Genomic DNA, 19742 nt, shown 5'->3' with positions numbered 1-19742 from the left:
ATTTTTGAAGGTTTTAAATTTGTTTTGTTGTAATTAAATAAAATCTACCCTTCTTCAATCTAAGGAAAGTGCATGAAATGATTTTTTAAGCCCTATTTTCAGCTTCTATTTCAGTTTCTTGAGAATATGTTTGGCTCTCGCCTTAAAACCAGAACTTTGCATCTGGAAATCACGCTCTAAAATTAAAACAAGTTCTGGGTGAATCCAATCGTAATCTTTACCAAGTAAATACAGCGAATTCATAGAGTAAGCTTTAGGTGCAATCTTTTCGTCATTAATCATATAATCAAAACAGACTTCTATAATTTTTTCTCGATGTCTCGGAAGTAATTCCGTTTTAATCCTGTTTTCCTTTTTAGAATAATATGCTTTTACTAAATACTCACATACTTTAGCAACAGGTCTAACGGCTGAATCTTGATGCACTTTATGCATATTTTTTGTAAAATAATCTAGATACGGAATCGCTTCTTCCAAATGCTCATTGCACATAAACTCAAAAACCCAAGCTGCTCGTGGCGAAATTTTATCGTCTACCATAAAAAGAATTTCTAAAAGCTTCTCGATTAAACTAGGATTTTTAATTACCAAATTAGCATAATACAAGCGTTTTTCACGAGAGTGATTTACATAATTTAATTCTTGATAAAGTTGCGCAGTAGTCAAAAGGTTTTCTTATTTTTAAAAAATAAAACTAATAAAAATGAAGAGGATAAAAAAGATACTATTGCTTTTACTTGTTGTATTTGTGATTGCTCAATTTTTCGGACCTGAAAGAAACGAAGGAGAACTTACTTCTATTATCGCTTTTGAAGCAGATACAAATCCACCAGAAGATGTAAAACTTATTTTAAAAACGAGTTGTTATGATTGCCATAGTGATGTAACTAAATACCCTTGGTATAACAAAATAACTCCCGTAAATTATTGGCTAGCAAGTCATGTTAATGATGGAAAAAAACATTTTAATGTTTCTGGTTGGGAAGCAAATTCGGTAAAACGAAAAGATCATAAATTTGAAGAACTTATAGAAATGGTAGAAGAAAAGGAAATGCCTTTACCTTCTTATACCTGGACACATACTGAAGCAAAACTTACCGACGCACAAATGGAGTCTGTTATTAATTGGGCAAAAAATGTACGCGTAAAATATAGTCTAACTCCAAAACCAGAGTAGTTAGTAAATAATATACAGTACGTATAAAAAAACATTTGTGTATTTGTGGTAAAAAAACTCTTAATAATTGGTTTTGTCTGGCCAGAACCAAAAAGCTCTGCAGCAGGAAGTCGAATGATGCAAATCATTGAGGTGTTTCAAAATCAAGCATATCAAATTACATTTGCTAGTCCTTGTGCTAAAAGTGACAATGCTTTTAACTTAACATCTATAGGAGTTGAGCAAGTTTCTATCGAATTAAATAATACGAGTTTTGATGTTTTTATAGAAAACCTAAATCCAAATGTTGTGTTGTTTGATCGCTTTATGATGGAAGAACAATTTGGATGGCGAGTTGCCGAAAATTGCCCAATGGCACTTCGAATACTCGATACAGAAGATTTACACTTTTTACGAAAAGGAAGACAACAAGCCTTTAAAGAGAAGCAAGTTTTTGATGATTCCTATTTGTTTAACGATACTACAAAACGTGAAATTGCTAGTATTTATAGATGCGATCTAAGTTTAATTATTTCGGAAGCAGAGATAGAAATTTTAAAAAACCGTTTTAAAATAGCTGAAACTTTATTGCATTATTTGCCATTTATGTTAGATGGTGTTGCTTTGGAAGCTATCGAGAGATTACCAACTTTTCAAAAACGAGAACATTTTATAACTATAGGGAATTTTATACATGAACCTAATTATAATGCCGTTTTATATTTAAAAGAAAGCCTTTGGCCTTTAATACGTAAACAATTACCAAAAGCAGAAATGCATATTTATGGATCTTATGCAAGTCAAAAAGTAAATCAGTTGCATAATAAAAAACAAGGCTTTTTAATAAAAGGCTTCGTTAAAGACGCAAACCAAGCCATGCAAGACGCTAAAGTCTGTTTAGCAGCAATTCGATTTGGCGCAGGATTAAAAGGAAAACTAGTAGAAGCCATGCAAAACGGAACACCTTGCGTAACAACAACTATTGGAGCAGAAGGTATGTATGGTAATTTAGAACCTAACGGGTTTATTACTAATACACCGCTCGAGTTTGCAGAGAAAGCGGTTGCGATTTATAAAGAGGAAATACTCTGGAAAGAAAAACAACAAAACGGATTTCAAGTACTTAATAATCGATTTAATAAAGTTGAAATTGAAAAAGAGTTTGTAAAACTTCTTGAAAAAATAATACCACAACTAAGTAAGCACAGGCAAAATAACTTTACAGGACAAATGCTAATGCATCATACGTTGCAGAGCACCAAATTTATGAGTAAGTGGATTGCCGAAAAAAATAAGAAATAATTGTATATTTAAAAGAAGCTATTAATCATAAAACATATGAAACCATTAAAAATAATTATTATAAGCATGCTTTTCACTTTATTCTTAGTGACTAATAGTACACATGCTCAAGTATCTTCGCAACAAATCGATTCTATTGTTCATTATGCCATGACTAAGTTTCATGTCGCTGGAACTGCAGTTGCAGTTGTTAAAGATGGCAAGGTAATTCATAGCAAAGGCTATGGTGTAAAATCTATAAATACTAAAGAACCAGTAAACAAGCATACGCAATTCGCAATAGCTTCCAATAGTAAAGCATTTACAACTGCTGGATTAGCCATTTTGGTAGAAGAAGGTAAAATAAATTGGGAAGATAAAGTGAAAGCGCATATTCCAGAATTCACGATGTATAATAATTATGTAGAAGAAAATTTTAGTATTCTAGATTTAGTAACGCATCGTAGTGGTTTACCTTTAGGAATTGGAGATTTAATGTTTTTTCCGGATGGAACCGATTTTACTATGCAAGATTTATTAGCCAGTTTTCAACATTTTAAAGCGTCTTCAGCTTTTAGAACCAAATGGGATTATGATAACTTGCTATATCTTGTTGCAGGCGAATTAATTGCTAGAAAAAGTGGTATGACTTGGGAAGCTTTTACTAAAACACGTATTCTGGAGCCTTTAGGAATGGATAATACCTATGCTTCTTTAGCAGAAATAAAAGATACTTCTAACTTATCTGCTTCACACACTACTGAAACAGGAGAGATAAAAATAATTCCAACCTTTGAAGAAATGATGAATGGTGCAGCAGGAGGTATCTTTTCTAATGTAGACGATTTATGCCAATGGATGTTATTACAATTACATGCTGGAAAATACGGGGAGAATCTAGATAAAGAACTTTTTTCGGCTACCAATCATGACGAAATGTGGAAAATACACACGGTTATGGGAGTCAATAAAAACCCGAGATATAATTCGCATTTTTCAGGTTATGGTTTAGGTTGGTTTGTTTCCGATGTATTAGGGAACATGAAAGTAGAGCATACAGGAGGTTTGCCAGGAATGCTATCGGAAACGGTTTTAATTCCAGATATGAATTTAGGAATTGTTATTTTAACCAATACAAGTGATGATGGAGCAGGATTATTTTCTTCTGTTTCTCAAACTATTTTAGATAAGTATTTAAAATTAGACGATTTTAAATGGATAGATAAATATTCTGATTACTTAAAATCTAAAGAAAAAAAAGGAGATGCTGTTACAGATAAAGTATGGGAAACAGTTAAAAACAATGCAAGTAACCCTATAGATACTCAAAAGTATATTGGGGTTTATAAAGATAATTGGTTTGGTACTTGTGAAGTTTTTATGAAAAAAGACCAACTATGGTTACAATTTCATAGATCTCCAAAACTAAATGGACCTTTACAATTTTATGAAGCAGAAACCTTTGCCGTTAAATGGGAATATCAAGATATGAATGCAGATGCTTTTGTAACATTTTCTTTAGATGAAAACGGAAAAGCAAAAAATATGAAACTCAAAGGTATTTCTCCAAATATTGATTTTAGTTTCGATTTTCATGATTTAGATTTAAACCGAGTAGAAGAGTAGAAGAGTAGAAGAGTAGAATAAAATATTAAACTATAAAACCATGTTTACTTTTTCATTCAATCATATAGCACTATCTGTAAAAAATGTAGACGAATCTATTGCGTTTTATCAGAAGGTCTTTAAGTTTAAAGAAATTGAAAATACAGCTTCTAATTCTAAAACGAGATGGCTTGCTTTTGGTGCAGGAAAACAATTGCACTTAATTCCTAGGCCAAACTTGGAAGTGAAAACCAATAAAGCAGTTCATTTTGCATTAGCGATTACAGATTTAAATTCTTTTGTGCAGCATTTAAAAGCTCTAGATGTAGCATATAGTGATTGGCTGGGTACTGTAAATAAAGATTATGTAAGAAAAGACGGTATTCAACAAGTGTATTTTCAAGATCCAGATAAGTATTGGATTGAAGTAAATAATGCTATTTAGAATTTTAGAAAAGATCTAATCCTTCAATAAACGTATTACTTCCTTTACACCAACAGTTGCAGGTTTAGCAATAACCGTTAGGTTTTTATTACTAGACACTGCAGGTTTAGGGTCAACAAAGTAAGTAGCAGTGTTTTCTGGTACATAATGCATTAAACTTGCAGCAGGATATACTTGCATACTAGTACCAATAATCATTAAAATATCTGCTGTTTGGCAAATTTCTACAGCTTTTTCAAACTTTGGTACTGCTTCACCAAACCAAACAATATGTGGTCGCATTTGATGTCCTTTGGTATCGAGATCACCAAGTAATAAATCTTTTTTCCATTCTTGAATGTTGGTTTCATTATTAACACTACGAGCTTTTAATAATTCACCATGCAAGTGTATAACGTTAGAACTTCCAGCACGTTCGTGTAAATCGTCTACATTTTGTGTAATTATTGTAACGTTGTAATCTTTTTCTATAGTAGCCAAATCATAATGTGCTTGGTTTGGTTGTACTTCTAAAAGTTGTTTTCTTCGTTGGTTGTAAAAGTCTAAAACCAAAGCTGGGTTGTTTGCAAATCCTTGAGGAGAAGCAACTTCCATTACATCATGTCCTTCCCATAAACCATCTGCATCTCTAAAGGTTTTAATACCGCTTTCGGCACTTATTCCTGCTCCAGTTAATACTATCATGTTCTTCATTTTATAAAATTACTTTTTTTGTCATTCCTACGAAAGTGGTAATCCATTCTTTTTTAATTAAATTTGACTTTTAGTAAGAAAAATGACAGATATAAAACTCCTAGAATACTTAGAAACCTATTTAACCGAAAACCGAAGAACACGTTTTAATAAAGTAATAAAACAGCGAACCAAGCATTTTACGGTTGCTACCGAAGATGTATACCAATTGCACAATACGAGTGCGGTTATGCGTAGTTGCGATGTTTTTGGAATACAAGAACTTAATATTGTAGAAGAGGTAAATACCAAAAGTATCGATAGAGAAATAGCAATGGGAGCACAGAAATGGGTAGACCTAAATAGGTTTCATTCTATTAAAGATTGTATTGCTGCTGTAAAATCGCAAGGGTATCAAATTGTAGCCACAACACCACATACAGAAGATTGTGAATTGCAAGATTTTGACTTTACTAAAAAGTCTTGTTTTTTCTTTGGAAGAGAGACGGAAGGGTTAAGTCAAGAGGTTTTAGATACAGCAGATTGCTATTTAAAAATACCAATGGTAGGTTTTACCGAAAGTTTAAATATATCGGTTAGTGCTGCGATTGTTTTACAAGAGGTAACAGCAAAACTAAGACGTAGTGATATTGCTTGGCAACTTAGCCAAGAGGAACAAAATGCAAAACGATTAGATTGGGTTAAAAAAACGATTAAAAGCTATGACCAAATTATAGCTCGTTATTATGATGAGAGTAAGTAATTTTAGATAAAAAAAAAGCGTAACCCAATTGGATTACGCTTTTATAAATAGTACTATATTAAGTATTTAAAATTTTCCAGACCTATTTCTGTTTAAAACCTTGTATTCTTCATAACATTCACTAATAGCATCTAATACTTGTAGATCGTTAGCTGTATTAATAAATTCTTTAGAGTAGTTACACTGACTTATAATTTCATCTAAATCTACACGATCTACTTGTAATAATGCAATAAGCATTTCTCTGTCAAAACGAGTAGCAAGAAGTTTTCGTATTTCGTCGTCCTGCTTCATCTTTTTCAACTTACGCATTTCATTAGGTTGCCTTCCAAACATTCTATATAAAAAGTCTGCAGGATTAAAAATAGCACCTAATACTTTGGTAACAGCACTTGGCGAATTGTTTCCAGCTTCATAACCAGTACTAGATAAACCAGAAATAGCATATCGGTAATTATTATTTACTGGAACATTTTTAATGTCAACTTCTAAATACCCCGTTAATTTGAACTGTGTTACAACAACTTCTTCTAATGCTAGTGCTAGTTCTGTTAATGCAATATTAGCACTTCCGTACTTTAACCAGTCATTTGTTACTCTAACTTTTATAGATTTAAAACCTAAATAAGAAAAATGCAATGTATCATTCGCTTTCGCTTTTAGTTCAAAGCCGCCTTTTTCATCTGTAGTTGTTCCAACGACTTGTGTAAGATTTACAATATTTACACTTTCTAGAGTGGTGTCATCTGCAGCATTAATTACTACACCTATCACTTTAGTTGGCAAGTCTTGTGCTTGACTAAAAGTAAAGGTTAATAGTAAAATAAATAAAGTAAAGCCGTTCTTCATATTTGTGGTTATCGTTTTATAAAGGTACAAACATATTTATAAATACATAATACCTTTTAAACTTTGACTTAAAATTAACAAAAAGGTTTAACGTCTTGAGCGTCTTGGTCTAGAGTGTGTTGTTTTAAATTCCGATTTATCTCTATCCGATGATCTTCTTGAAGAAGTTTCAGAACTACGTCTATCTCCTCGGTTCGAATCGCTTCTTCTAGAATCTCCACCAGAATCATTTCTTCTTCCAGAACTACGTCTTTCACCTCTTGGTCTATCCGATCCACCTCGTCTTCTGTCATTTCCTCCATCACGACGTCTTCCGCCACCGCGATTTCTTCCGCCTCCACCACGGTTTTCGCTTACTTCAACATTTACAAAGCGACCTTCATGCTTATAATCTGTAAAAAAGGCAAGTATTTTTTCTTGGTGTACTTTTTCGGTATTGAAGAAAGAGAAACTTTCTTTTACATCTACTTTAAATACGTCGTCTCTACCAAGTTCTAAAATTTCTTTTAAGAAATCTTTTAACTTCATCCAATCAAAACCATCTTTTTCACCAACATTAATAAAGTATCTAGAATCATTTCCACTATTATTGCTTCTTCCACCTTCACGATCATTAGCAGAAGCTGTAACGTTTAGGTTTTTAGATTTTTGGTAGTAGTTAAAGAAACGAGTAAACTCTACAGAGAAGAATTTTTTAATAAGTTCTTCTTTTGTTGTTTCTTCAAATAACCCATTAATATCTTCTAAATACTTATCAATTTCATGATTGATTTCTGTATTGTGAATCTTATTTGCTAAAGACATTAATTGTACTTCGCAAATTTCCATTCCGTTCGGAATTTCCTTTAATTCAAATTTCTTATTAATAATACGCTCGATACTTTTTAATCTGCGTATTTCACTTTTAGAAACAATTACCATAGAAACACCCGTTTTTCCAGCACGTCCAGTTCTTCCGCTTCGGTGCGTATAGGTTTCTACCTCATCACTTAATTGGTAATTAATTACGTGTGTAATATCGTCTACATCAATACCACGAGCAGCAACATCTGTAGCTACAAGCATTTGTATTTGACGAGATCTAAATTGCTTCATCACAATATCACGTTGATTTTGAGATAAATCCCCATGTAATGCTCCAGCACTATACCCATCTTCTATTAAGTTTTCTGCAACTTTTTGCGTATCTCTTTTTGTTCTACAAAAAATTACCGAAAAAATATCTGGATTTGCATCTGCTAAACGTTTTAAAGCTTGGTAACGATCACGAGCATTTACTAAATAATATTCGTGCGATACGTTAGATGTGCTTTCGTTTTTATGTCCAACCGTAATTTCTTGTGGGCTATTCATAAAGTTTCTAGCAATTGCTGCAACTTCTTTTGGCATAGTCGCAGAGAATAACCAAGTGTTTTTATCTTCTGGTGTACCAGAAAGAATATCGGTAATATCTTCTTTAAAACCCATGTTTAACATCTCATCGGCTTCATCTAAAACAGAATATTCTATTTTAGAAATATCTACCAAGCGTCTGTTAATCATATCTTTCATTCTACCAGGAGTAGCCACAATAACTTGTGCACCTCTTTTTACAGCTCTTGCTTGGTCTGTAATGCTAGATCCACCATAAATGGCAACTACATTTAAACCTTTACAGTATTTACCGTAAGCTTTCATCTCATTTGCAATTTGCAAACAAAGCTCACGAGTAGGAGAAAGTATTAACCCTTGTGTGGTACGACTGTTTACATCAATTTTTTGTAGCATAGGGAAACCAAATGCTGCAGTTTTACCAGTTCCAGTTTGTGCTAATGCAACTAAATCTGTCTCTTCGTTTAATAAAATTGGGATTGCTTTTTCTTGTACTTCAGATGGTGTTTCAAACCCTAAATCTGTAATACCTTGTAATAGTTCTTCGTTAAGACCTAAATCTTGGAATGTGCTCATTCTTGTTTTATGTATTTCAATGTCAATCTATTTTGGTGTTACAAATAGAAGTGCATTGAACATACTTAACCTAAAACTTCTAGTAACACATCCTCTCTCTGAGGAGTCCATTTTAACGCATTTCGCGTTTTCAAGGTGCAAAGGTACGATATTATTTTCGATATTCAATTTTTGGGCGTTTTAACACGCTCTCGCAAGTCGCTTTTTTTATGAAAAAATAAAAAAGAGCTCCAACAATTGCTCCATCGTTAACGCAACATCTTCTTTCGTTTCTTATTTATCATTAATAGGAGTGATTTTTACAATCTTATACTGTACAGTCTTAGGTCTTCCTGTAAAAGTTTTTACCTTAGTGCCATAATTACTAAAGAAAATAAATGTTAGATTATATTATCATTGGTGGCGCACAAGCAGGATTGTCTATGGCATATCATTTACAACTACAAAATAAGAATTTTCTTGTTTTAGATGGCGAAAATGAAATTGGTGCTTCTTGGTTAAACCGTTGGGACTCTCTAAAATTATTTACACCTACCGAGTACAATCATCTTCCTTGTTTAAAGTTTGATGCAGCCAAAGGGCATTATCCTACTAAAGTAGAAGTGAGTAATTATTTTAAAAACTATGTAGAAACCTTTAAAATACCAGTGCAACTTAATACCTTAGTTACTTCGGTACGTAAAACAGAAAAAGGTTTTTTTGTAACTTATAAAGAAGGCGAATTACAGGCTAAAAATGTTATTGTTGCCACAGGACCATTTCATATTCCATATACACCACCATGTAATACCAAAATCGCTAAAAGTGTCCTTCAAATGCATAGTAATTATTATAAAGGAATACACCAATTACAAGAAGGAGATGCATTGGTTGTAGGAGGAGGAGATTCGGGATATCAAATTTTAAATGAAATTTCTAAAAACACTTCTAGAACGGTTTATTTTTCTGGAGATACAGCAGTGAGATCTTTACCACAACAAATTTTAGGTAAAACATTATGGTGGTGGTTTACACTCGTAGGCTTTTTAAGTTATAATAAATACAGTTGGATTGGAAAGAAAATTAGTGCTTCTTCACAACCTGTTATTGGTACAGACGTAAAAGAAATACTTTCTAGAGAAAATGTCATTGCTAAAGGAAGAACTAAAGATGCATTACAAGAAGAAATTATTTTTGAAGACTCTAAAGTTTCTAGCATTAAAAATATTATTTGGGCTACAGGTTATCGTCCTAATTTTAAGTGGATTGAAGGATTAGAATTAGACGAGAATAGCTACCCGAAAAATTATAGAGGAGTAAGTAATATAGACGGGCTGTTTTTTATTGGTTTACCTTGGATGTTTACTCGCGGATCTGCAACTTTGGGAGGTGTTTCCAAAGATGCTAGTTATTTGGCTAGTATAATAAGCAAACAAGATTAATTTATTTCTTTTAAATAAGTAACAAGTAGTTTAACCGCTTTTCCACGATGGCCAATTTTATTTTTTTCCTCTAAAGAAATTTCGGCAAAGGTTTTTGTATAGCCTTCTGCTTTAAAAATAGGGTCGTATCCAAAACCTTTTTCTCCATGTTTTTCTGTGGTTATTTCTCCTTTACAAATTCCTGTAAACGTTTCTAACTTTCCGTTTAAATGCAAAGCAACAACCGTTTTAAATTGTGCTTGTCTATTGTCTTTTTCTTTTAGGTTTGCTAAAAGTAAGTTCATGTTATCGTTAGCATCGCGTTGTGCTCCTGCATAACGCGCCGAAAAAACTCCTGGTTCGTTATGTAAAACTGTAACTTCTAATCCCGTATCGTCTGCAAAACAATCGTAGCCATAATGTTCTTTAATGTACTCTGCTTTTTGTATGGCGTTACCTTCAATAGTATTTTGTGTTTCTGGTACGTCTTCAAAACAACCAATATCTTTTAAACTTAAAAGTTTTATGTGTTGCGGAATTAAAGATTGTACTTCTTTTAATTTATTTAAATTATTGGTGGCGAAAACAAGTTGCATAGTTTATGGTAATTAATGTATTTTAGCTTTTGTAAAAATATATGAATCCAATTAATCCTCCTTTGTTAGAACAAAATATTTTTAAAAATTATTTAAAATTTAGTTTCTCTTTCCTCTTTATTTTTTGTTTCCATTTATTTTCAATGAATGCGCAAACTATAGAAGAGGTAGACTCATTGTTAATAGATAGAAATTTAGAAAATTATTCGGTTCGTATTTTTTCTAATTTTAAAGTCAAAAAATTCACCATAAAAGATGAAGATTCCAAATCTAAATTTGTACCTAATAATCGATACGGTTTAGGTTTTGGTATTGCTAGTGAAAAATTTATAATCGATTTGGCTTTCAATATTAAGAATCCAAACAAAGCCGAAACGAAAAGGTTTGATTTACAAGTGACAACCATATTAGAAAAACAGCATTACGTAAATGCATATATACAAACCTATAAAGGCTTTAATGTTAAAAATGATTTTGATGTACCTACAGTTTTTAGAAGCGATATTCGTTCTGTAACCTTTGGGCTTAATTATTTATATACTTTAGATGATGTTGCCTTTTCCTACTCGCAATTAAAAGCAGGCTTGCCTCAAAAGAAAAATAAAGATATTTACATAACTGGAGGGCTTGGTGTTTTTGGAGTGTATGATTATTTTTCTGCGGATCCTACTATTTTTAACGAAGAAACACGTGCATATTTTAATGAAGAGGCAAATATTAAAAGGTATAATGGTCGAGCACTTGGTCTTTTAGCGGGTTTTGTTTCGTATTTTAAACTTCCAGAAAATATTACTGCTACTTTTAATTTTATGCCAGGAGTTGCTTTAATTAACAAGAAGATTACCCTTCAAGAGGATAGTTATAGGCCATCTAACCCAATGTTATATAAAATAGATTTTCATATTGGTTTGGGTTATAGTTATAAACGTTATTATGCTAGTTTAACCTACGGAAACGGTTTTTATACTACTGATTTTGATAAGGATAATAATTATTTTTTCAATTTAACTAACGCAAAATTAGCTATTGGCTATAAGTTAAAAGCTAAAAAATAATACTACTACTTTATTTTTTATAGGCATACCATTTATTAAAAGAAACATTGTCATAGTATAAATAGAAAGGAATAATAAAGACTAATTAAAGTATGATATTAATCATTTTTAGATTCTGAAATCTTGATTAAATTTATATTTATTAATAATTAAACTACAAGATTATGACAATAAATATTCAATATGTGCATATGTCTACAAGTGAGACAATGAATGCTTATGTAACGGAAAAATTAGAAAAATTAGCTAACAAATACGAATGGATAATTAAAGCAGAGGTGCATTTTGAAGTAGAGCAAAATGCAAAGAAAAACGGAAAAATTTGTAAGATAGAATTAAGTGCTCCTGGACCGCGTATTTTTGCAACATCAGACGAAGAAAACTATGAAGATGCAGTAAAAAACACCATTAAAGATTTAGAAAAGCAACTTAAAAAACGAAAAGAAACTTTTACAGCACATTAAGCGATGTAATATATCTAGAGGGTTTACCTATGATGATAAGGCTCATTCTTTAAAATAGTGAACCCTCTATATAATTGTTCTATTACAAATAATCGAACCATTTGATGGGAAAATGTCATTTTAGATAAGGAGATTTTTCCTTGTGCTTTTTGGTATACCTCAGGACTAAATCCGTAAGGTCCACCAATAACAAAAACCAATTGCTTGATTCCAGAATTCATGTGTTTTTGTAAATAATTTGAAAAAGCAACAGAATCTAATTGTTTCCCATTTTCATCTAGTAAAATTAATACATCTGTAGTGTTTAGTTTTCCTAAAATGAGCTCGCCTTCTTTTTGTTTTTGTTGATCTTCGCTTAAGTTTTTAACTTTTTTTAAATCTGGAATAATCTCTAATTGAAACTTAATATAAAAACCAAGTCGTTTGGTATAATCCTCTATTAAGCTTTGTAATTGCTTATTGTCTGTTTTGCCAATGGCAAGGAGTTTAATTTGCATGTTGCAAAATTACAATTTCAGATTTATGATTTCAATTTTTTTTAATCGTAATTCATAAATCAATTTCTTATTTTAGCACAAAGAAATTTTTTATGATAAGTAAAGCGCAATTGGATACAGAGATAGAATTAATAATAGCTAATGCCATTAGAGAAGACGTTGGTGATGGAGACCATAGTTCTCTTGCTTGCATTCCTGCAACTGCAAAGGGTAAAGCAAAGCTTTTAGTAAAAGATGAAGGCGTTATTGCAGGAATAGAGTTCGCTAAGCAGGTTTTTGCTTACGTAGATAAAGACATGAAAGTGGAAACACTTATAGAAGACGGTAGTAAAGTAAAGTATGGAGATATTGTTTTTTATGTAGAAGGCGCTTCACAATCGATTTTAAAAGCCGAACGTTTAGTGCTTAATGCTATGCAACGTATGAGTGCTATTGCTACAAAAACAAGAAAATTTGTAGATTTATTAGAGGGTACTGGAACTAAAATTTTAGATACCAGAAAAACAACACCTGGAATTCGTGCTCTTGAAAAATGGGCTGTTAAAATTGGAGGAGGAGAGAACCACAGATTTGCATTGTATGATATGATTATGTTAAAAGATAATCATATTGATTTTGCTGGCGGACTTACTAAAGCTATAAATAAAACAAAAAACTATTTAAAAGAAACCAATAGAGACTTAAAAATTATAGTAGAAGCTAGAGATTTAAATGAAATTGAAGAAATTTTGAAAAGTGATGGTGTATACCGAATTTTAATTGACAACTTTAATTACGAAGATACCAAAAAAGCTGTAAAATTAATTGGGGATACATGCCTTACAGAAAGCTCTGGTGGAATTAACGAAAAAACCGTTAGAGAATACGCACTTTGTGGTGTAGATTATATTTCTTCTGGAGCTTTAACACATTCTGTATATAATATGGATTTGAGTTTAAAGGCAGTAAAATAGTTTTCAGTCACAGTCACAGTCACAGTCACAGTCACAGTTTAAAGTAAGTAATTCAATAGTTCCTTAAATGCGCTAGTCTAAATTAATGACCAAGAAAATAGAAGATAAATTAGAAAAAATACCAGTAGTAAATATATTGGTAAAGCTACTAAAGCAAATAAAACTTCCTGGTTTTGAGGGCTTATCTATTTACGATTTATTAGAACTTTATGTTATTGGTATAGCAAGAGGAACGCTTGCTACAAGAGCAAGTGCTATTGCATTTAGTTTTTTTATGGCTATTTTTCCTTTTTTGTTATTTGTACTTATCGTGATACCGTATATACCGATTGACGATTTTAGAATAGAGTTTCTTTCCTTTCTAAATTCTTTTTTACCACCAAATACTTCCGAGTTTTTTGACGATAATATTTACGAAAACATAAATACAGGCCGTGGAGGTTTGCTGTCTTCGGTGTTTTTACTTTCTATATTTTTAATGGCAAATGGTGTAAATGCACTGTTTTCTGGTTTTGAAAACTCGTATCACGTACAATTAACACGTAATGTGATTAAGCAATATTTGTATGCTTTAGGTGTTGCTCTAATCTTAGCAATCATGGTGATTTTAACCGTAATTATCTTTGGTTACGTAGAAATATATTTGTTACAACCTCTTTTTGATAAGCTAAACGCAGAGGGACTAACAGAAGTAGATTCTAATGTATTCTGGATTGTTGCTTCTAAGTACCTTTTCTTTTTAATAATGACCTATTTAGCAACTGCAACCTTGTACTACTTTGGTACAAGAGAAGGAAAAGACTCTAAATTCTTTTCAGTAGGCGCCATATTAACCACTTTATTGTTTGTTTTAACGTCCTACCTTTTTGGTATTTATATAAACAATTTCGCACAATATAATGAGCTGTATGGTTCTATTGGCGCTATTTTAATCTTAATGTTTTACTTGTGGTTAAATGCTAATATATTGTTATTAGGTTATGAGTTAAATGCTTCATTAAATAGGTTGCGAAAAATTAATAACAATGCATAGATGTGTCGTGTTTATTGCGCTTTTTTTCTTTCCTTTTATTGGAAACGCACAAGATATCTTTGGAAAGTGGAAAACTATAGATGCGGTTTCTGGTGAAGCAAAATCGATTGTCGAAATTTATGAAAGAGACGGAAAAGTCTTCGGAAAAATAATAGATATCATTAACCCGTTAGATAAAGATGCACTTTGTACCAAGTGTGAAGGGGAAGATTATAACCAACCCGTTTTAGGTTTCGAACTTATTAAAAATCTTACTAAAGACGGAAGCTATTATAAAAACGGAAGTATTTTCGACCCAGAACAAGGAAAGAAGTATAAATGCAGAATTGCTTTAGATACCGATAATCCTAATGTACTTCAAGTAAGAGGCTATATTTCTTTTTTATATGCAACTCAATATTGGTTAAGAGTAGAGAGCTAATTGAAAAGCTTCAAAAAAGCTTCCTTTCTTCTAACCGAAACATCTATGGTTTCTTGGTTAGACATGGTTACATAACCACCTTTTCCTTTGGTGTATTTCTTAACGTGATCTATATTAATAAGATGTGAATTATGTATTCTAAAAAAGTTAGCGTCTGTTAATAGTTCTTCAAAATGTTTTATGGGTTTAGAGACTAATATTTTCTCTGTTTTTGTATAAATAAAGGTATAACTAGTATCTGCTTTGCAGTGAATTATATCTTTAATTGCTAGTATTTCAAATCCGTTAGAAGTAGGTATTCGTAAGGTTTTTTGTTTGTCTTCTTTTTGTAAGTTATAAAGTATATTTTTAATTTCATCCTCAGAGTTTGAAGGTTGTATTCTTTTCTCAAACCTTTGCATTGCTTCAATAAAATCCTCTTTATCCATAGGTTTTAATAGGTAATCTGCAACACTATATTTAAAAGCTTTTAAGGCATGATTATTAAATGCTGTTGTAAAAATGACATTAAAATTATAGTTCCCTAAGGCTTCTAAATAATCAAAACCTGTTTTGTTATGAATCTCAATATCTAAAAAAACCAAATCTGGTTGTAGTGTTTTTGTTTTTTCTAAAGCATCTTCAACTGTTGTACAAGTAGCTATAATTTTTAAGTTTGTTGCATATTTTTTTACTAATCTGATAAGACTGTCAATACAATGTTGTTCGTCATCTACTATAAGAGTTTTAATCATTTAAAAGGCTAGTGTTAGTGGTAGTTTTACTTCAATTTTAGTGCCATTTGGTTTGTCTATAATATGCAAATCTCCATTGGTATTCTTTATTTTATTAATGATTTCAATTCTACTTTTGGTAATGCGCATACCTAAGGAATGTTTGTCGAAATTAGTTTTGGTAATTGCAGATGCTGCTCTACCTATGCCATTATCTTCGACAGTACAAATAAGCATATCTTTTTCTTTAATGTAGTTAATATGGATTTCTCCTTTTTCTGTACTTTTCCTTAATCCATGAATAATACTATTTTCTACAAAAGGTTGTAAAATCATTGGTGGTATTAAGGTGTTTTCTGCATCAATGGCTTCATCTATATTTATGCTATAAATAAAACCATTATTTGCACGTTTGTTTTCAATATCCAAATAGGTTTTTAATATAGTAATATCTTCGACTAAAGAAATTTCTTTTTGTGTCGATTTTTCTAAAGTTTCCCGCATTAATTTGGAAAATTTAGTTAAATAGTTAGTTGCATTTTCAATATCATTTTTAGCAATATATGCATTAATGGAATTTAAAGAATTAAAAATAAAATGCGGATTCATTTGCGCTCGTAAGGCTTTTAATTCTGTGTTAGATACTTTTAAATTAAATGCAGTTTCTTTAACAATAGCATTGGCTTCTTGTTTTTTTTTATAAAGTATAAAACCAGCAATTAAACCAATTGCCAAGCTGCTTCCAACAAAAATAGAAGTGTTTTTTATAAATTTATAACGCGATACTTCTGCTTCTTTTATAGCTTGTTTTTTATCGTGAATTGCTGTTAGGTTTGCTTCTTTTTTTTCGTATTCATATTTTGCTTCTAACTTTGCTATTTCTTCTTTTTTTTCGGAAGACATAAAACTATCTTTTAGTTTTTTAGCTTCGGTTTGATTAGTATATGCAGCTTTATAATTTTTAAGTGACGCATTTGCTTGAGCGAGCTTCTCTAAAGCACTTGCTTGTCGCTCTATACTTGGGATTTTTTTTGAATATACCAGTGCGTTTTCAAAATTATTTTTAGCTTTTAAATAGAATTCTTTTTTGTTTTCGTTTTGCAATGCGCTTTTAAAATATGCAGTGCCAATACTTTCATAAACTATCGCTAAATTGTTACTATTATCTAATGCTTCAAATAACTCTTTCGTATCCTTTAAATAGGTTAGTGCTTTGTTATATTCTTTTAAGTTTATATACGCAATTCCTGTATTTGTTAGTGCACTTGCAATGCCGTATTTGTTATTTATGCTATGCATTATTGCTAGTGATTCTTTGTAATAGGTTATCGCTTTTTCAGGCTGTTTCATATCATCATATACATTGCCAATGTTAGTAAGTGCGTTTGCTGTACCAATTTTAGAATCTAATTTCTTGTTGGTTTCCAGACTTTTAGTGTAATATTTTAAGGCTTCGTCATTTTTTTCTAATCTATAGTATAATAATCCAATATTGGTAAGAATTCCAGCATAGCGATCTGTATTAGTGGTATTCGTTTGTTCATGAATTTTAGAAGCTTTTAAATAAGTGTCTATAGCTTCAGGATAAAGCGATTGATACATTTGATTTATGCCAATACTATTCCATACAACTGCCATTAAGAAACTGTCTTTTTCTTTTTCAAAAACGTCTAAAGCTTTAAAATTTTGCGCATTTGCTTGGATATAATCCGATTGTCCAAAATAGATTAATCCTTTATTATAATTAATACGAGCGACTTGATTCCAGTCTTTTCGTTCTGTTTGAATGGCAATGACTTTATTATAGGCTTCAATTGCTAAAGAATCTTTAGATAAAGCCACCAAGTTAAGCGCTTTGTTTTTATAGGCAATTGCTTCTTTTTCATTTAAATGAAGGCTTTTTGCTAGAATGATTGCTTGCTTAGAAAACTTTAAACCCTTTTCGGGATTGGTTTGTTGAAGCAGACTAGAAAGCTGATTTGCTATTTGAAGTTTTTCAAGATTTGCTAGTTCTATGCTATTAAATGCAATTTCTAGCGAGTCTATTTTTTGCTGTTGTGCATAGCAAATAAAAGAGCATACCATAAGTATATAGTAAACACTAGATTTCATAGTTTTTTAAGATTAAATAATAGCAAGATAAATTTAGTTCAATTTTTAGGAAAGACCATAATATTTGTACGAAAATAAAGTCAAAGTGCACAGTTATAAGTTCTTGTTAGTAATCCTCGTTTAAGAGATGTTATTTTATATCTATTAACGAATCCCTTTTTTATGAAACTAAAGTTACTTTTTGTTATTTTTTTTAATGTGAATTTAAGTGTTGCTCAAATTGCAGCACCTCCTGTTCCAGAAACTTGGGAAAACGATATTTGGCTTTCTAACCAATGGATGCATTTTTCTACAGTAGATTATACTTTTAACCAGGATTGCCTTCCGGTTATAGCTGTTTTGCAAGTTTTAGATTTTAGTTCAAATACTTTTGTCGATAGTGCAAGGTTAACAACAAGTTATAATGCAAATAATCTAATATCGGAGACGGTAAATGAATTATGGAATGGAGATACCGAAATTTGGGAAAATGATAGACGATCTACACAGGCTTATTCAGGAAATAACTTAATAGAAATTATTAATTATCTATGGATAGACAATGTTTGGCAATTAGATAGCAGAATAACCAATACATACAATACTAATAATTTAATTATTGAAAGTGTAATCGAGAATAGAGACTTAAATATGAATGCATGGATAGCTGCTACAAAACAAGAGTTTACCTATAATGCCGTTCCACTTTTAATAAATACACTAGGTAGTGAATGGGATCAAACTAACCAAGTTTGGATTAATGATGGCAGAACTACTTTTGTGTATGATGTAAATAATTTATTAAACACAAAGACTTTTGAAGATTGGGAAAACAATGATTGGGTAAATGATAACCAAGAGGTTTATACTTTTGATAGTAATGATTTTTTAATAGAAACTTTAATTTCCAATTGGAATGCATCTACTATAGTTTACGATTTAGAAAGAAGAGAACTATATACCAATAATAGTCAAGGATACTATACAGAGCTTATAAGAGACAACTACCTGTTGGGAAGTTGGATACATGCATCAAGAGATAGAAGAACTTATCCAGAATGCTATACGCTGAATATCGAAAACAATGCAACGGTAACATTTTCTGTATATCCAATTCCTGCACACGATATTTTAAATATTATTACAGACACTGCAAATAGTGAAGCCGAAATTTTAGATTTAAGCGGAAGAGTAGTACACAAAAAGATATTATTTAATAAACACAATACAATCGATATTTCGCAATTAAAAATTGGGGTTTACCTTTTAAGAATTTCTAATCAAAGTCAAATCATTACTAAAAAGATTATAAAACGATAAGGTTATTCATACTGTCAAAACAATGTATCATGAAAATATTTCAAAAATCAAACTATAAAACGGTTTTAATAATCCTAGCTGTTTTTTTATTACCAATGGATGTCTTCTCGCAAGAGAAACGAATAAGTCCTCCAAAAAGAGAATCGAATATTATTAGTGTAGATCAATTTGTAGATAACACTTTTAATCTATATCATAAAGTGTTTGTTTACGACAGTTTAACACAGGCTGGAGTTGAGGTTCCTGCAGAAATTGAAGACGAGTTAATGGAACGTGCAGAAAAAGATATCGACAGCCTTTGGGATATTTTCCCAGAAGTTTTTGATGATATGGCAAATGGAAGAGCAAATCTTATGAAAAAAGGGAGAGCAACAGCAAATTTAAATAAGTCAAAAAAAGTATTACGATACTGTTTAACTATGGTGAAAACTTATTTTGTTGGTACAGAAGAAGAAAAATAAAAGATGTAAAAAAGAAAAAA

21 protein-coding genes are annotated in these 19742 nt (G+C 31.3%); 13 read left to right on the top strand and 8 right to left on the bottom strand.

The genetic code is table 11. The features are described 5' to 3' along the window. Positions 1-105: 105 nt before the first annotated feature. Positions 106-666, bottom strand: coding sequence for an adenylosuccinate lyase (locus Q4512_RS08790; RefSeq protein ID WP_303423907.1), 561 nt, complete (start codon positions 664-666; stop codon positions 106-108). 37 nt (positions 667-703) lie between these two features. Between Q4512_RS08790 and Q4512_RS08785 the strand changes: the two genes are divergently transcribed. From Q4512_RS08785 to Q4512_RS08770, 4 genes are read left to right on the top strand one after another with little or no spacing between them, the layout of a single operon-like run. Continuing rightward, positions 704-1177, top strand: coding sequence for a heme-binding domain-containing protein (locus tag Q4512_RS08785; protein ID WP_303423906.1), 474 nt, complete (start codon positions 704-706; stop codon positions 1175-1177). Between the two features lie 45 nt (positions 1178-1222). After that, positions 1223-2458, top strand: coding sequence for a glycosyltransferase family 4 protein (locus Q4512_RS08780; RefSeq protein WP_303423905.1), 1236 nt, complete (start codon positions 1223-1225; stop codon positions 2456-2458). 36 nt (positions 2459-2494) lie between these two features. Further along, positions 2495-4063, top strand: a complete 1569-nt coding sequence (locus Q4512_RS08775; protein ID WP_303423904.1) for a serine hydrolase — start codon at positions 2495-2497, stop codon at positions 4061-4063. 40 nt (positions 4064-4103) lie between these two features. Then, a complete protein-coding gene (locus Q4512_RS08770; RefSeq protein WP_303423903.1) occupies positions 4104-4487 on the top strand; it encodes a VOC family protein in 384 nt (127 codons plus the stop codon). 15 nt (positions 4488-4502) lie between these two features. Here Q4512_RS08770 and Q4512_RS08765 read toward each other — a convergent pair whose 3' ends face one another. Further along, the gene (locus Q4512_RS08765) at positions 4503-5180 is read right to left on the bottom strand and encodes an NAD-dependent deacylase (RefSeq protein ID WP_303423902.1); all 678 of its coding nucleotides are present in this window, start codon (positions 5178-5180) and stop codon (positions 4503-4505) included. A gap of 82 nt (positions 5181-5262) precedes the next feature. Between Q4512_RS08765 and Q4512_RS08760 the strand changes: the two genes are divergently transcribed. Then, positions 5263-5922, top strand: coding sequence for an RNA methyltransferase (locus Q4512_RS08760; protein WP_303423901.1), 660 nt, complete (start codon positions 5263-5265; stop codon positions 5920-5922). 66 nt (positions 5923-5988) lie between these two features. Here the strand turns inward: Q4512_RS08760 and Q4512_RS08755 are convergent, their stop codons facing one another. Together Q4512_RS08755 and Q4512_RS08750 are read right to left on the bottom strand one after the other, a co-directional pair. Beyond that, positions 5989-6771 (bottom strand): carboxypeptidase-like regulatory domain-containing protein, encoded by a 783-nt coding sequence (locus tag Q4512_RS08755; RefSeq protein ID WP_303423900.1) that lies wholly within the window; start codon positions 6769-6771, stop codon positions 5989-5991. Between the two features lie 87 nt (positions 6772-6858). Beyond that, positions 6859-8718 carry a DEAD/DEAH box helicase gene (locus tag Q4512_RS08750; protein ID WP_303423899.1) on the bottom strand — a complete coding sequence of 620 codons (1860 nt, stop codon included), beginning with the start codon at positions 8716-8718 and terminating at the stop codon, positions 6859-6861. A gap of 377 nt (positions 8719-9095) precedes the next feature. On the opposite strand from Q4512_RS08750, the gene Q4512_RS08745 reads away from it, so the two are divergent. After that, the gene (locus Q4512_RS08745) at positions 9096-10139 is read left to right on the top strand and encodes an NAD(P)/FAD-dependent oxidoreductase (protein ID WP_303423898.1); all 1044 of its coding nucleotides are present in this window, start codon (positions 9096-9098) and stop codon (positions 10137-10139) included. Here Q4512_RS08745 and Q4512_RS08740 read toward each other — a convergent pair. Then, complete coding sequence (locus Q4512_RS08740) at positions 10136-10714, bottom strand: non-canonical purine NTP diphosphatase (protein ID WP_303423897.1); 579 nt, start codon at positions 10712-10714, stop codon at positions 10136-10138. The two genes, Q4512_RS08745 and Q4512_RS08740, sit on opposite strands and share 4 nt — an antisense overlap. A 143-nt stretch (positions 10715-10857) precedes the next feature. On the opposite strand from Q4512_RS08740, the gene Q4512_RS08735 reads away from it, so the two are divergent. Beyond that, the gene (locus Q4512_RS08735) at positions 10858-11769 is read left to right on the top strand and encodes a DUF4421 family protein (protein WP_303423896.1); all 912 of its coding nucleotides are present in this window, start codon (positions 10858-10860) and stop codon (positions 11767-11769) included. A 164-nt stretch (positions 11770-11933) separates the two neighbouring features. Then, a complete protein-coding gene (gene hpf / locus Q4512_RS08730) occupies positions 11934-12233 on the top strand; it encodes a ribosome hibernation-promoting factor, HPF/YfiA family (RefSeq protein WP_303423895.1) in 300 nt (99 codons plus the stop codon). Between the two features lie 23 nt (positions 12234-12256). On the opposite strand, the gene rlmH is transcribed toward hpf, so the two are convergent. Next, the gene (gene rlmH / locus Q4512_RS08725) at positions 12257-12730 is read right to left on the bottom strand and encodes a 23S rRNA (pseudouridine(1915)-N(3))-methyltransferase RlmH (RefSeq protein ID WP_303423894.1); all 474 of its coding nucleotides are present in this window, start codon (positions 12728-12730) and stop codon (positions 12257-12259) included. Positions 12731-12822: 92 nt separating this feature from the next. Between rlmH and nadC the strand changes: the two genes are divergently transcribed. From nadC to Q4512_RS08710, 3 genes are all read left to right on the top strand, one after another. Beyond that, positions 12823-13683 (top strand): carboxylating nicotinate-nucleotide diphosphorylase, encoded by an 861-nt coding sequence (gene nadC / locus Q4512_RS08720; RefSeq protein ID WP_303423893.1) that lies wholly within the window; start codon positions 12823-12825, stop codon positions 13681-13683. 85 nt (positions 13684-13768) lie between these two features. After that, positions 13769-14716 carry a YihY/virulence factor BrkB family protein gene (locus Q4512_RS08715; RefSeq protein ID WP_303423892.1) on the top strand — a complete coding sequence of 316 codons (948 nt, stop codon included), beginning with the start codon at positions 13769-13771 and terminating at the stop codon, positions 14714-14716. Beyond that, on the top strand, positions 14709-15137 hold the full coding sequence (locus Q4512_RS08710) for a DUF2147 domain-containing protein (RefSeq protein ID WP_303423891.1): 429 nt from the start codon (positions 14709-14711) through the stop codon (positions 15135-15137). Before Q4512_RS08715 ends, Q4512_RS08710 begins: the two co-directional genes overlap by 8 nt. On the opposite strand, the gene Q4512_RS08705 is transcribed toward Q4512_RS08710, so the two are convergent. After that, positions 15134-15871, bottom strand: a complete 738-nt coding sequence (locus Q4512_RS08705; RefSeq protein ID WP_303423890.1) for a LytTR family DNA-binding domain-containing protein — start codon at positions 15869-15871, stop codon at positions 15134-15136. The two genes, Q4512_RS08710 and Q4512_RS08705, sit on opposite strands and share 4 nt — an antisense overlap. Continuing rightward, positions 15872-17962: a tetratricopeptide repeat protein gene (locus Q4512_RS08700; RefSeq protein WP_303423889.1), complete on the bottom strand. Its 2091-nt coding sequence runs from the start codon at positions 17960-17962 to the stop codon at positions 15872-15874. 162 nt (positions 17963-18124) lie between these two features. Here Q4512_RS08700 and Q4512_RS08695 point away from each other — a divergent pair, with 162 nt between their 5' ends. Both Q4512_RS08695 and Q4512_RS08690 read left to right on the top strand, forming a co-directional pair. Further along, on the top strand, positions 18125-19261 hold the full coding sequence (locus Q4512_RS08695) for a T9SS type A sorting domain-containing protein (protein WP_303423888.1): 1137 nt from the start codon (positions 18125-18127) through the stop codon (positions 19259-19261). Positions 19262-19290: 29 nt separating this feature from the next. After that, positions 19291-19722, top strand: coding sequence for a hypothetical protein (locus Q4512_RS08690; protein ID WP_303423887.1), 432 nt, complete (start codon positions 19291-19293; stop codon positions 19720-19722). Positions 19723-19742 lie beyond the last annotated feature (20 nt).

It is taken from the genome of Oceanihabitans sp. 2_MG-2023, assembly GCF_030547245.1.
Lineage (GTDB): Bacteria > Bacteroidota > Bacteroidia > Flavobacteriales > Flavobacteriaceae > Oceanihabitans.
Note: the sequence above shows the minus strand (reverse complement) of the source record. Positions and strands in the feature narration are given on the sequence as shown.

What these genes read in the sequence shown, in the direction of transcription:
- Q4512_RS08785 (WP_303423906.1), top strand. Translation starts at nt 704, where the DNA reads ATGAAGAGGATAAAAAAGATACTATTGCTTTTACTTGTTGTATTTGTG.
- Q4512_RS08775 (WP_303423904.1), top strand. Translation starts at nt 2,495, where the DNA reads ATGAAACCATTAAAAATAATTATTATAAGCATGCTTTTCACTTTATTC.
- Q4512_RS08770 (WP_303423903.1), top strand. Translation starts at nt 4,104, where the DNA reads ATGTTTACTTTTTCATTCAATCATATAGCACTATCTGTAAAAAATGTA.
- Q4512_RS08765 (WP_303423902.1), bottom strand. Translation starts at nt 5,180, where the DNA reads ATGAAGAACATGATAGTATTAACTGGAGCAGGAATAAGTGCCGAAAGC.
- Q4512_RS08760 (WP_303423901.1), top strand. Translation starts at nt 5,263, where the DNA reads ATGACAGATATAAAACTCCTAGAATACTTAGAAACCTATTTAACCGAA.
- Q4512_RS08755 (WP_303423900.1), bottom strand. Translation starts at nt 6,771, where the DNA reads ATGAAGAACGGCTTTACTTTATTTATTTTACTATTAACCTTTACTTTT.
- Q4512_RS08750 (WP_303423899.1), bottom strand. Translation starts at nt 8,718, where the DNA reads ATGAGCACATTCCAAGATTTAGGTCTTAACGAAGAACTATTACAAGGT.
- Q4512_RS08745 (WP_303423898.1), top strand. Translation starts at nt 9,096, where the DNA reads ATGTTAGATTATATTATCATTGGTGGCGCACAAGCAGGATTGTCTATG.
- Q4512_RS08740 (WP_303423897.1), bottom strand. Translation starts at nt 10,714, where the DNA reads ATGCAACTTGTTTTCGCCACCAATAATTTAAATAAATTAAAAGAAGTA.
- Q4512_RS08735 (WP_303423896.1), top strand. Translation starts at nt 10,858, where the DNA reads ATGAATGCGCAAACTATAGAAGAGGTAGACTCATTGTTAATAGATAGA.
- hpf (WP_303423895.1), top strand. Translation starts at nt 11,934, where the DNA reads ATGACAATAAATATTCAATATGTGCATATGTCTACAAGTGAGACAATG.
- rlmH (WP_303423894.1), bottom strand. Translation starts at nt 12,730, where the DNA reads ATGCAAATTAAACTCCTTGCCATTGGCAAAACAGACAATAAGCAATTA.
- nadC (WP_303423893.1), top strand. Translation starts at nt 12,823, where the DNA reads ATGATAAGTAAAGCGCAATTGGATACAGAGATAGAATTAATAATAGCT.
- Q4512_RS08715 (WP_303423892.1), top strand. Translation starts at nt 13,769, where the DNA reads ATGACCAAGAAAATAGAAGATAAATTAGAAAAAATACCAGTAGTAAAT.
- Q4512_RS08710 (WP_303423891.1), top strand. Translation starts at nt 14,709, where the DNA reads ATGCATAGATGTGTCGTGTTTATTGCGCTTTTTTTCTTTCCTTTTATT.
- Q4512_RS08705 (WP_303423890.1), bottom strand. Translation starts at nt 15,871, where the DNA reads ATGATTAAAACTCTTATAGTAGATGACGAACAACATTGTATTGACAGT.
- Q4512_RS08700 (WP_303423889.1), bottom strand. Translation starts at nt 17,962, where the DNA reads ATGAAATCTAGTGTTTACTATATACTTATGGTATGCTCTTTTATTTGC.
- Q4512_RS08695 (WP_303423888.1), top strand. Translation starts at nt 18,125, where the DNA reads ATGAAACTAAAGTTACTTTTTGTTATTTTTTTTAATGTGAATTTAAGT.
- Q4512_RS08690 (WP_303423887.1), top strand. Translation starts at nt 19,291, where the DNA reads ATGAAAATATTTCAAAAATCAAACTATAAAACGGTTTTAATAATCCTA.